Below are 12,029 nucleotides of genomic sequence, written 5' to 3'. Positions count from 1 at the left end.
CCCCCGAATCAGTGTCAGGACGAAGGAACCCCGGCGAAGCCGGGGCCGGAACCGGAGCATGGGGGTTTGCCTACTTTGCCCCGTCAAAGTAGGTCGCCGAGGGGCGAAAAGGTGACTGAAGTCATGCGCTCGGCTCACTGAGTCCGCAGTCTANCCATTTGTGACGCGGAGCGTCACGGGAGGCATGCCCACGCGGAGCGATGGGCACGATCAGTGTCGAGGCGGACTTATGTATAACGCCGAGCGCGGAGCATGGGCACGATCGGTGTGCTGGATATCAGTGATCGTTACCACGCTCTGCGTGGTAATGCCTCCCGGGACGCTCCGCGTCCCAGGTGGATCAGGCTATGCAAGGCTTAATGAGTTGGCGCAGCGTTCTTCAAGGGCAGCGTAGAAACGAGCAGAATGGCTCAGGTGGCGCGATCTACTCTCCCTGTGCGCCGTAATTCATGATCGACAACAACCTGATCGGCACCTGCACCAGTTGTTCCGGCCCATGGGGAATGTCGCCGTCGAACGTCAGGCTGTCGCCCGCCTGCATCGGGTAAAGCTGATTGCCGTGGCGGTAGATCAGTTCGCCCTCCAGCAGGTGCAGAAACTCGGTGCCGGGGTGCGAGAAGGTCGGGAACTCTTCGCTCGCGTCGTCCATGGTCACCATGTACGCCTCGAAACTCTTCTTCGGACCTCGCGTGTGATTGAGCAGGTGATAGGTATGGCCTTTCTCCGTGCCGCGCCTGACCACTTCCAGACCTTCATCGGCCTTGACCAGCAAGGCGCTGCTGCCTTGTTGATCGTACTGGCTGAACAGCTTGGACATCGGCATGCCCAGCACATCGCACAGACGGCTGAGGTTATCGAGGCTGGTAGAGACCTGGGCGTTCTCGATCTTGCTCAGCATGCCCTGACTGATCCCGGCAATGCGGGCCACATCGGCCAGTTTCAACTCCTGCGCCTGACGCTGGCGCTTGATCTGGATGCCCAGGTATTGCTCAAGCTTGAGCTTGGGCGGCGTTTCGTTCGGCGTGTTCATCTGGTCTGTCATCGGCTGTGCACGGTTTCCGCTCGTTAATTTTTATTTCGCACTGGGAATGTGCAGCGCGTCCGCCTGTTGGGCGATTTATTCCCGGAGAGAAAACGAGTTTCCCATATAAACAGCTGAATTTCCCCTCTCTGACGCATCCGACTTCTGGCATACCAAACTGGCAAGCGCTTTGCATTCCTATTGGGAAAGTAACTTTCCTGATCGGAATATAAGCCGGCGGAGGGTGAAACTGCGGTTCTTACCTGAAACGTTTTGCTCATGCCAGGAGACAAGTCTCATGTTGCCACCCGAAACACAGCGTCTGATCGAACAGCACGGCATCAAATACGTGCTGGCTCAGTTCGTGGACATTCATGGCTCGTCGAAGACCAAATCGGTGCCTGTCTCAGGGTTGGAAATGGTCGCCGAAGACGGCGCCGGTTTTGCCGGATTTGCCATCTGCGGCATGGGCATGGAGCCGCACGGGCCTGATTTCATGGCCAAGGGCGATTTGTCGTCGCTGACGCCGGTGCCGTGGCAGCCGGGGTATGGGCGGGTGGTGTGCATCGGGCATGTGGACGGCAAACCCTGGCCCTACGACAGCCGTTTCGTGCTGCAGCAACAGGTCGAACGTCTGACCCAGCGTGGCTGGACCCTCAATACCGGCCTTGAGCCCGAGTTCAGCCTGTTCAAGCGCGATGCTGCGGGCAGCCTGCAAATGGTCGACGCCAGCGACAACCTCGACAAGCCTTGCTACGACTACAAGGGTCTGTCGCGCTCCCGGGAATTTCTTGAGCGCCTGACCGAAGCGTTGCAGCCCGTCGGCTTCGACATCTATCAGATCGACCATGAAGACGCCAACGGCCAGTTCGAGATCAATTACACCTACAGCGATGCGATGGAGTCCGCCGATCGCTTCACCTTCTTCCGCATGGCCGCAGGCGAAATCGCCAACGACATGGGCATGATCTGCTCGTTCATGCCCAAGCCCGATCCCAAGCGCGCGGGCAACGGCATGCACTTTCACCTGTCGATCGGCAGCGCCAGTAACAAGAACCTGTTCCACGACGCCAGCGACCCCAGCGGCATGGGATTGTCGAAGATGGCCTACCACTTTGCCGCAGGCCTGCTGGCGCATGGGCCGGCGCTGTGTGCGTTCGCTGCACCCACCGTCAACTCTTACAAGCGTCTGGTGGTGGGCAACTCGTTGTCAGGCGCGACTTGGGCACCCGCGTTCATCGCCTTTGGTGCCAACAACCGTTCAGCCATGGTGCGGGTGCCTTACGGTCGCCTGGAATTTCGCCTGCCGGACGCCGGTTGCAATCCGTATCTGGTCAGCGCCGCGATCATCGCCGCAGGCCTGGACGGTATCGACCGCCAACTGGAAATCGATCATGTCTGCAACGAGAACCTCTACAAGCTGAGCCTTGAAGAGATTGCGGCACGTGGCATCAAGACCTTGCCGCAGTCGCTCAAGGAAGCCTGCGATGCGCTGGAAGCCGACCCGTTGTTCGCCGAAGTGCTGGGCAACGAGATCGTCGGCGAATTCGTGCGCCTCAAGCGCATGGAGTGGGTGGAGTACAGCCGCCATGTCAGCGATTGGGAAGTGAAGCGTTACATCGAATTCTTCTGATCTGCCGGATCTTCAAGCAACCGTTTTCGACGTCTTGCCGGTGGGCGGGGCGTCTCTGCCCAGGAGTTGAGTCATGTGTGGAATCGTAGGGCTTTACCTGAAAAATCCGGCACTGGAGTCGCAGCTCGGCCAGTTGTTCGAGCCGATGCTCGAAGCCATGACCGATCGCGGTCCCGACAGCGCCGGCTTCGCCATCTATGGTGATGAAGTGGCCGATGGCTGGATCAAGCTGACGTTGCAGGCGACCACTGAGGATTATGACTTCAAGGCGCTGATTGCCGGGATCGAAGACAGACTGGCCGTACCGCTGGACTGGTTTCAGAACGCCAGCGCCGTGGTCCTTAAAGTCCAGGCCGAAGAAGCGCCGGTGCGCGCCTTGCTGTCGCAATTGGCGCCGACTGTGCGCATCATGAGTGCCGGACAAAGCATCGAGATCCTCAAGGGCATGGGCCTGCCGAGGGAGATTTCCCAACGCTTCGGGCTGGGCTCGATGAAAGGCAGCCACATCATCGGCCACACCCGTATGGCCACCGAAAGTGCCGTGACCATGGAAGGCAGTCATCCATTTTCGACCGGCGCCGACCTGTGTCTGGTTCACAACGGCTCGCTGTCCAATCACTTCCGCCTGCGCCAGAACCTGCGTCGTGAAGGCATTCATTTCGAAACCGACAACGACACCGAAGTTGCCGCCGGTTATCTGGCCTGGCGTCTGCAGCAGGGCGATACCCTCAAGCAGGCCCTCGACAAATCCCTCGAAGACCTCGACGGCTTCTTCACCTTTGCCATCGGCACGCGCAATGGTTTTGCGGTAATCCGCGACCCGATTGCCTGCAAGCCGGCCATCCTCGCCGAAACCGATGACTATGTCGCCATGGCCTCGGAGTATCAGGCGCTGTCCAGCCTGCCGGGCATCGAGCACGCCAGGGTCTGGGAACCTGTCCCGGCCACCATGTACATCTGGGAACGCGAGTCGGCCTAAGGAGCACGCACATGAAAACCATCGATCTGTCCAACGCCACCGTGCGTGACCTCAATCAGGCCCTGCACGATCAGGTAAAGGCACTGGAAGACCGCGAATGGGTGGTCACTCACCCGGACGGCGCTCACAACCTGGCGGTCGGCGTCAACGAAGCCATCTCCATCGATATTCAGGGCCATGCGGGTTATTACTGCGCCGGCATGAACCAGAAAGCCTCGATCACCGTGCACGGCAATGTCGGTGTCGGCTGCGCGGAAAACATGATGTCCGGGGCGGTCAGGGTCAAAGGCAGCGCCTCGCAGGCTGCAGGTGCCACGGCCCACGGCGGTCTGCTGGTGATCGAGGGCGACGCCGGTGCCCGTTGCGGGATCTCCATGAAGGGCATCGATATCGTGGTCGGCGGCAGCATCGGCCACATGAGCTGCTTCATGGGCCAGGCCGGAAGGCTTGTGGTCTGCGGCGACGCGGGCGATGCGCTGGGCGACTCGCTCTATGAAACCCGGATCTACGTCAAAGGCACGGTCGAGTCTCTGGGCTCGGACTGCATCGCCAAGGAAATGCGCGAAGAGCATCTGCAGGAATTGCAGGAGTTGCTCAATCGCGCAGGTTTCAACGAGAAGGCCGCAGATTTCAAACGCTACGGCTCGGCCCGTCAGCTGTACAACTTCAAAGTCGACAACGCCTCCGCGTACTGATCCAGGAGCAAGACCATGAGCGATTCCTCAACTCCCAAAGCCCCGATCCTGCGCGAGTCGGCGACGTTCGATCGCCTGACCATCCAGGAAATCCAGCGCGCTGCCGAAACCGGTATCTACGACATTCGCGGCGGCGGCACCAAGCGCAAGCTGCCGCACTTCGACGACCTGCTGCTGCTTGGCGCCAGCGTCTCCCGTTATCCATTGGAAGGCTATCGCGAAAAATGCGGTACCGACGTGGTGCTTGGCAACCGTTTCGCCAAGAAGCCGCTGTACCTGAAAATTCCGGTGACCATCGCAGGCATGAGCTTTGGTGCGTTGTCGGCCAACGCCAAGGAAGCACTGGGCCGCGGCGCAACTATCGCCGGGACCAGCACCACGACGGGTGACGGCGGCATGACGCCTGAAGAGCGCGGCCAGTCGCAGCATCTGGTCTATCAATACCTTCCGTCACGTTACGGCATGAACCCGGACGATCTGCGCAAGGCCGATGCCATCGAAATCGTGCTGGGGCAGGGCGCCAAGCCGGGCGGCGGAGGCATGCTGCTGGGCATGAAAGTCACCGAACGTGTTGCGGGCATGCGCACCTTGCCGGTGGGTGTCGATCAGCGTTCGGCCTGTCGTCACCCCGACTGGACCGGGCCGGATGACCTGGCGATCAAGATTGCCGAGATCCGTGAAATCACCGACTGGGAAAAACCCATCTACGTGAAGATCGGGGCCAGTCGTCCTTATTACGACGTCAAGCTGGCGGTGAAGGCGGGCGCTGACGTGATCGTGCTCGACGGCATGCAGGGCGGCACGGCGGCGACTCAGGAGGTGTTCATCGAACACGTCGGCATCCCGATTCTGCCCGCCATTCCGCAAGCGGTTCAGGCGTTGCAGGAAATGGGCATGCATCGCAAGGTGCAGCTGATCGTCTCCGGCGGCATTCGCAACGGCGCGGACGTGGCCAAGGCCATGGCGTTGGGGGCCGATGCGGTCGCCATTGGCACCGCCGCGCTGATCGCGCTGGGCGACAACCACCCGCGTCTGGACGAAGAACTGAAGAAAATCGGTTCGGCGGCGGGTTTCTACGATGACTGGCAGAACGGTCGTGATCCGGCAGGCATCACCACGCAGGATCCGGAACTGTCCAAACGCCTCGACCCGGTGGAAGGCGGGCGCCGCCTGGCGAACTACCTGCGCGTGCTGGTGCTGGAAGCCCAGACCATGGCCCGCGCCTGCGGCAAGTCGCACCTGCACAACCTGGATCCCGAAGACCTCGTGGCCCTGACCGTCGAGTCGGCCGCCATGGCCCGCGTGCCGCTGGCCGGAACGTCGTGGATTCCTGGAGGTGCCAGCGGGTATTGATTGGCTGAGTACAGATACCGTGGGAGGCGGCTTGCCGGCGATGCGTTTTTCCAGTCTGCCCATGAGTGACTGGCCTGACGCGATCGCCGGCAAGCCGCCTCCCACAGGGTCTGCATCTATCCAGTGAGACCAGCGTAGCTATGCGTGCTCTACGTGGGTAGCGCGCTGCGATCAGTGTGAGGGCTGAAGATGATCGTGCCCATGCTCCGCGTGGGTATGCAGCCCGTGACGCTCCGCGTCACAACCGCGCCGCGAAGTCATGGCGGCAAGTCACCTATAAGAGGCCTTGAAGGCCCACTACTCCAGATAACTACCTTGGTTTGCTGCCCGGCACTTTTCCATTCATTTGCGGGAGCTTTGAACATGGTCAATCGTCTACTCGGCAAACCCCTTCTGGCATCACTGGCACTCGGCATTTTCGCCCCAATGGTGCAGGCCGCAGAAACCCCCACGCTCAACACTGGCAGTACCGCCTGGATGATCACGGCGGCGGTGCTGGTGCTGTTCATGTGCCTTCCGGGGCTGGCGTTGTTTTACGGTGGGCTGGTGCGCGCCAAGAACATGCTATCGCTGTTCACCCAGTGTTTCGGCATCGCCGGTGTGGTGGGCGTGCTCTGGGTGATCTATGGCTACAGCATGGTCGTCGACACCAGCAACATGGTCGAAGGGCAGGTGACCTTCAACAGTTTTGTCGGCGGGCTGAGCCGCGCGTTTCTTGCGGGCATGACGCCCGACAGTCTGGTCGGTGATATTCCGGAAGGTGTGTTCGTGACCTTCCAGATGACCTTCGCCATCATCACCCCGGCGCTGATTGCCGGTGCCTTCGCCGAGCGCATGAAGTTCTCCGCCGCGCTGCTGTTCATGGCGCTGTGGTTCACTTTTGTCTACGCCCCGGTGGCGCACATGGTCTGGGGCGGAGCGGGTGCGCTGATGCATAACTGGGGCGTACTGGATTTTGCCGGCGGCACCGCTGTGCACATCAACGCAGGCGTTGCGGCGTTGGCGGCCTGTCTGGTGCTGGGCAAACGCAAGGGTTATCAAAACACGCCGATGCCCGCCCATAACCTGAGCCTGACCATGGCCGGTGCAGCAATGCTCTGGGTCGGCTGGTTCGGTTTCAATATCGGCTCAGGCGGCGGTCTGAGCGGCACGTCCGGAATCGTCATGCTCAACACTCAGGTCGGCGCTTGCGCAGGCATTCTCGGCTGGATGTTCACCGAGTGGTTCAAGGTCGGCAAACCCAGTGCATTGGGTCTGGCCAGCGGTGCCTTGGCCGGTCTGGTAGGCATCACGCCCGCATGTGCCTATGTCGGCGTCGGCGGGGCGCTGGCGATCGGCGTGTTGTGCGGGGTGTTCTGCTACCTGAGCGTGACTGTGTTGAAAAAACGCTTGGGCTACGACGACAGCCTCGACGTATTCGGCCTGCACGGCATCGGCGGCATGATCGGCGCAGTGCTGACCGGCGTGTTCTGCGTGCCGTCGATGGGCGGTCTGGTGCCGGACGTGACCATGGGCGTGCAGGTCGTGGCGCAGATCAAGGGCGTGTTGTTCACCACGGTTTATTGCTTCGCGGTGAGCTGGGTGATTCTCAAGCTGGTCAAGGCGCTCATTGGCCTGCGAGCTCACGAGACTGTCGAAGAGCTGGGCCTGGACCTGTCCGAGCACAACGAACGCGCCTATAACCATTGAGGTCAGGTGCGATGTTGTGGGTGCGCCACTACGTTTTCGACGTAGCGCTGTGGCGCCGCAAACATTTGACCGTGGGAGGCGGCTTGCCGGCGATCTGCCGGGAACCGGCAGCAAAACCTGCGCACGCGGCGNTATCAGGTGCACTCAGGGGCTGCTGCGCAGCCCATCGCTGCCGTCGTAACCTCCGAGAGCTCCCACGCCCTTCGGGCAGAAGCAGGTTCGGCGCTTCCTCAACAGCCCTGTGTTTGCTGCGAGGCAGCGCCGTGTCGGCGAAACTTTACCGAAACGCTGGCACCACGTGCTTGATGAACAGCTCTAGCGACTTCTTCTTCTCGGCATGCGGCAGGCTGTTGTCGCACCAGAAGCTGAACTCGTCGACACCCAGTTCCTGGTAGTACTTGATGCGCGGAATGATCTCTTCCGGCGTGCCGATCATTGCCGTCCTGTGCAGGCTTTCGAGGGTGAATTCGGGGCGTTCGGCGAACTTCTCCTCAGGACTCGGTGCCAGGAAACCATTGACCGGCGTCTGCTTGTTGCCGAACCAGGCGTCGAAGGTGCGATAGAATTTCGAGATCGCTTTCGCGCCGACTTTCCAGCCTTCAGGATCGTCCGTCGCATGCACATGGGTGTGACGCAGCACCATCAGCTGCGGACGCGGCACGCCTGGGTTGTTGGCCAGCGCGGCCTCGAACTTGTTCTTCAGGTCGACGACTTCCTCATCGCCTTTCATCAACGGCGTGACCATGACGTTGCAGCCGTTCGCTACCGCAAAATTGTGCGAGTCCGGATCGCGCGCGGCGATCCACATCGGCGGGGTATTGATGGGCTTGGGCACGCAGGTCGAGGTCGGGAATTTCCAGATGTCGCCATCGTGAGCGTAGTCGCCTTGCCACAACGCACGTACCACCGGAACCATCTCGCGCAGCGCCTTGCCGCCTTCGGAAGCGGGCATGCCGCCTGCCATGCGGTCGAACTCGACCTGATACGCGCCACGCGCCAGGCCGACCTCCATGCGCCCGTTACTGATCACGTCCAGCAATGCACATTCGCCCGCGACCCGCAGCGGGTGCCAGAACGGCGCGATGATGGTGCCGGCGCCCAAGTGAATGGTCTCGGTTCTGGCCGCCAGATACGCCAGCAAGGGCATGGGGCTTGGGGAAATGGTGTATTCCATCGCGTGGTGTTCGCCGATCCAGACCGTGCTGAAACCGCCTTTTTCGGCCATCAGCGTCAGTTCGGTCAGGTCTTCGAAAAGCTGGCGGTGGCTGACGGATTCGTCCCAGCGTTCCATGTGCACGAACAGCGAAAATTTCATGACACTTACCTCGATCAGAGCGGGGCGCCTGCTAGATCGGCACCCGTATTATCAAATGGGTGGGAAGAGTGAAGTCACTCAGGCCAGAGCAGGCAAGGTGCTCATCTTGCCGCGGCAGTACACCATCGGGTCGACAGGCTGTTGCGGCTGAATCAGGTTCTTGATCGCGCCGACCATGATCGCGTGATCGCCACCTTCGTACTCGCGCCACAGCTCGCACTCGATGATCGCCGTGGCGTTGTTCAGCAGCGGATTGCCCAGTTCGCTCAATGTCCACTCGATGCCTTCGGCTTTCAGCTTGCCTTTGCGGGCGAACGCGTAGGCTTCTTCCTGCTGGCCGCCGGAAAGCAGGTGGATGGCGAAACGTTTGCTTTTGATCAGCGTCGCGTAGGAGTCGGAGCTGTAGTTGGGGCAGAACAGGACCAGCGGCGGGTCCATCGACAAGGAACTGAATGCGCTGGCGGTCAGGCCGACGACTTCGCCATCTTCATTGAGCGTGGTAATGACGGTAACGCCCGACGGAAAGGAGCCCATGACGTTCTTGTAGTCAGTTGCGTCGATCATTTGCTACCTCTGCACGGTGTGCCGACAGTTTTATATTGTTGTCTGTCTGATGGTATACCGTAATACTTTAGGCGCAAGTGTTTTTTGTCGATCACGCGTGCAGGCAAACACGCAACGCTTGTTCAAAGCGCTGCGGTGTCTGGTCAGCAAGGGGTGTTCTCAAGTTTCAGAGAGGGGTGCGGAGCGTCTCAGCTACAGGCTTCGGTCTGAATGTACTGCGCAGTCGAGTCGCGAATCACAGGTCCCATGCCGCTGACAGCATGAGCGCTTTCCATGATTTCAAGCGTCTCGCCTGTGCCGACCAGGTTGACTGTATGGTTGTCGCAGTTGTAGACGCGTTTGGAATAGATCACGCCGAGCAGGCTTTCGCGTTTGGTCACCACGACGCGATGCGTCATCGTCCCGCTTTTGTCCACCAGCGCGTGCTGCGCAGCAGGATCAATCGGAACCGCGATGGGTTTTGCTTCTGCATGTGCGGAAACAGCGGGGATCATGAAGATCAGAAACCAGGCATGAAATTTCATCGGTGCTCCTGCGGACGAATACGACTTCATTGGATCCAAAAGTACGCTGACTGAAGCGTGCTGGATAGCCAGTGGCCATGCCTTCCGTCGGGTTTGGATCCGGTTGCCGATGAGTGGCGTGTTTCAGTACCGCCTGTCACCCTTTGAGGCCGGATTCAGCCAATCGCGTGAGTGACCAGTGCCGCCACCACCAGGTAACGCGCGCCCTTGGCCACTGTGACGATCAGCACAAAGCGCCACAGCGGCTCGCGCAGAACGCCCGCGATCAGCGTCAGTGGATCGCCGATGAGCGGGACCCAGCTCAGCAACAACGACCAGTAGCCGTACTTGAGGTAGAAGCGCTGGGCTTTTTCCAGTTGCGCTTCGCTGGCCGGAAACCAGCGCTTGTGGCGCAGTCGGATGATGGAACGGCCCAGCAGCCAGTTGAGGATCGAGCCCAGCACATTGCCTGCCGTGGCCACCGAGAGCAGCACTGCAGCCGGGTAGGCCTGGCTGAGTAGCATGCCGGCGAGCACGGTTTCTGACTGCATGGGCAGCAGCGTCGCCGCACCCAGTGCTGCCATGAACAGACCGAAGTAGCTTGAGAGTTCGAACATCACTGGCAGCCTTGCGCGTGCGGGATCGTCGCAGATGGAGCGGGGGCATTGTGTTGCAGGCCACGGCCTTCGACAAGGCGACAGACTGTTGCCTGGGCGACACCCGCTCAACACCTTGCAGGGCTGCCGACAGCTGGCGTGTCTCTTCAGGCTTTCCAATTTGTTGATTCTATTGGATATGTCGCGGTGGCACGGTTGCTGCTCTGTTGCTGTTTATCAAGCCCGCTCGATTCGTGTGTCCGGGACCCTGAAGCCAGAGGAGTAACGATATGAGTCAGACCCCTATCAAATTTGCGTACTGGGTGCCGAACGTCAGCGGCGGCCTGGTGGTGAGCAAGATCGAACAACGCACCAGCTGGACCATCGACTACAACCGTAAGCTGGCGCAGATCGCCGAGAAGTCCGGCTTTGAATATGCCCTGACCCAGATTCGCTTCACCGCCGGTTACGGTGCCGAATACCAGCACGAGTCGGTTGCGTTCAGTCATGCGCTGCTGGCGGCCACAGACAAGCTCAAGGTCATCGCCGCGATTCTGCCCGGCCCCTGGACGCCTTCCGTGGTCGCCAAGCAGCTGGCGACCATCGACCAGCTCACGGTAGGCCGCGTGGCAGTCAACATTGTCAGCGGCTGGTTCAAGGGCGAGTTCACTGCCATTGGCGAGCCCTGGCTGGAGCACGACGAGCGTTATCGCCGTTCGGAAGAGTTCATCCGTGCACTCAAGGGCATCTGGACCACCGATAATTTCACCTTCAAGGGCGATTTCTATCGCTTCCACGATTACACCCTCAAGCCCAAGCCCATCCAGCGTCCGCACCCGGAAATCTTTCAGGGCGGCAGCTCCAGAGCGGCACGTGACATGGCTGCCCGTGTGTCGGACTGGTATTTCACCAACGGCAACACTCTGGAGGGCATCAAGGCTCAGGTCGACGATATTCGTGCCAAGGCGGCTGCCAACGGGCACTCCGTGAAAATCGGTGTCAACGCGTTCATCATTGCCCGTGACACCGAAGAAGAAGCCCGTGCCGTGCTGTCCGAAATCGTCGACAAGGCAGACCCGGAAGCGGTCAATGCCTTTGGTGATGCCGCGAAACAGGCGGGCAAGGCAAGCCCGGAGGGCGAGGGTAACTGGGCGAAGTCCACGTTCCAGGACCTTGTCCAGTACAACGACGGGTTCAAGACCAACCTGATCGGTACGCCCCGGCAGATTGCCGAGCGCATCGTGGCGCTCAAGGCGGTCGGCGTGGATCTGGTGCTGTCCGCATTCCTGCATTTCCAGGAAGAAGTCGCCTATTTCGGTGAACACGTCCTGCCGCTGGTGCGTGAGCTGGAAGCCGAAGCCGTTCGTGCGCCCGCGCAGACTGCCGCCATCGCCTGATCGCTCCGAACTGTTTCGCAACAACCCCGTCTTATCGCCGTGAGCCGAAGCGCTCACGGCCCTTCAAAAATAAATCCTCGACAGTGATCCAATCTCCAGGTCCTCGCGTATGTTGAGCCCTGTTTGATCTGCGATTACGCATCATCCAATCGCAAAAATTGACAGCGGGCGCTGAAGCTCAGGCCCATGTGTGCCGATAAGTGACTATCGGTGTGTCCGGACACTGATACTCGGATTTCGTGCAGGTCGGTTGCGCGAGCTCTCATTTGCCGCGGAGGCAGGTT

11 protein-coding genes are annotated in these 12,029 nt (G+C 60.4%); 6 read left to right on the top strand and 5 right to left on the bottom strand.

The window, feature by feature from the left end; all coding sequences use genetic code 11:
• Positions 1-424: 424 nt before the first annotated feature.
• Positions 425-1,030 (bottom strand): helix-turn-helix domain-containing protein, encoded by a 606-nt coding sequence (locus AO065_RS03015; RefSeq protein ID WP_025994689.1) that lies wholly within the window; start codon positions 1,028-1,030, stop codon positions 425-427.
• 289 nt (positions 1,031-1,319) lie between these two features.
• Between AO065_RS03015 and glnT the strand changes: the two genes are divergently transcribed.
• The 5 genes from glnT (at position 1,320) to AO065_RS02990 (ending at position 7,370) form a co-directional block, all read left to right on the top strand.
• Entirely contained in the window at positions 1,320-2,654 is a 1,335-nt protein-coding gene (gene glnT / locus AO065_RS03010; protein ID WP_004886420.1) for a type III glutamate--ammonia ligase, read from the top strand.
• A gap of 73 nt (positions 2,655-2,727) precedes the next feature.
• Positions 2,728-3,633, top strand: a complete 906-nt coding sequence (locus tag AO065_RS03005; protein ID WP_004886422.1) for a class II glutamine amidotransferase — start codon at positions 2,728-2,730, stop codon at positions 3,631-3,633.
• Positions 3,634-3,644: 11 nt separating this feature from the next.
• Positions 3,645-4,328, top strand: a complete 684-nt coding sequence (locus tag AO065_RS03000; RefSeq protein WP_004886426.1) for a GltB/FmdC/FwdC-like GXGXG domain-containing protein — start codon at positions 3,645-3,647, stop codon at positions 4,326-4,328.
• A gap of 15 nt (positions 4,329-4,343) precedes the next feature.
• Positions 4,344-5,681, top strand: coding sequence for an FMN-binding glutamate synthase family protein (locus AO065_RS02995; protein ID WP_004886429.1), 1,338 nt, complete (start codon positions 4,344-4,346; stop codon positions 5,679-5,681).
• 363 nt (positions 5,682-6,044) lie between these two features.
• Complete coding sequence (locus AO065_RS02990) at positions 6,045-7,370, top strand: ammonium transporter (RefSeq protein WP_004886432.1); 1,326 nt, start codon at positions 6,045-6,047, stop codon at positions 7,368-7,370.
• Between the two features lie 277 nt (positions 7,371-7,647).
• Here AO065_RS02990 and AO065_RS02985 read toward each other — a convergent pair whose 3' ends face one another.
• The 4 genes from AO065_RS02985 to AO065_RS02970 all read right to left on the bottom strand — a co-directional run bounded on the left by AO065_RS02985 (position 7,648) and on the right by AO065_RS02970 (position 10,369).
• Entirely contained in the window at positions 7,648-8,685 is a 1,038-nt protein-coding gene (locus tag AO065_RS02985) for an LLM class flavin-dependent oxidoreductase (protein WP_004886435.1), read from the bottom strand.
• Positions 8,686-8,763: 78 nt separating this feature from the next.
• Positions 8,764-9,249 carry a flavin reductase family protein gene (locus tag AO065_RS02980; RefSeq protein ID WP_004886439.1) on the bottom strand — a complete coding sequence of 162 codons (486 nt, stop codon included), beginning with the start codon at positions 9,247-9,249 and terminating at the stop codon, positions 8,764-8,766.
• A 188-nt stretch (positions 9,250-9,437) separates the two neighbouring features.
• On the bottom strand, positions 9,438-9,773 hold the full coding sequence (locus AO065_RS02975; RefSeq protein ID WP_004886442.1) for a hypothetical protein: 336 nt from the start codon (positions 9,771-9,773) through the stop codon (positions 9,438-9,440).
• Between the two features lie 155 nt (positions 9,774-9,928).
• On the bottom strand, positions 9,929-10,369 hold the full coding sequence (locus tag AO065_RS02970; RefSeq protein ID WP_004886444.1) for a YqaA family protein: 441 nt from the start codon (positions 10,367-10,369) through the stop codon (positions 9,929-9,931).
• Positions 10,370-10,638: 269 nt separating this feature from the next.
• On the opposite strand from AO065_RS02970, the gene sfnG reads away from it, so the two are divergent.
• Positions 10,639-11,745, top strand: a complete 1,107-nt coding sequence (sfnG, locus tag AO065_RS02965; protein ID WP_004886447.1) for a dimethylsulfone monooxygenase SfnG — start codon at positions 10,639-10,641, stop codon at positions 11,743-11,745.
• Positions 11,746-12,029: the final 284 nt, after the last annotated feature.

It is taken from the genome of Pseudomonas viridiflava (assembly GCF_001642795.1).
Taxonomy (GTDB): Bacteria; Pseudomonadota; Gammaproteobacteria; order Pseudomonadales; family Pseudomonadaceae; genus Aquipseudomonas; species Aquipseudomonas viridiflava.
Note: the sequence above shows the minus strand (reverse complement) of the source record. Positions and strands in the feature narration are given on the sequence as shown.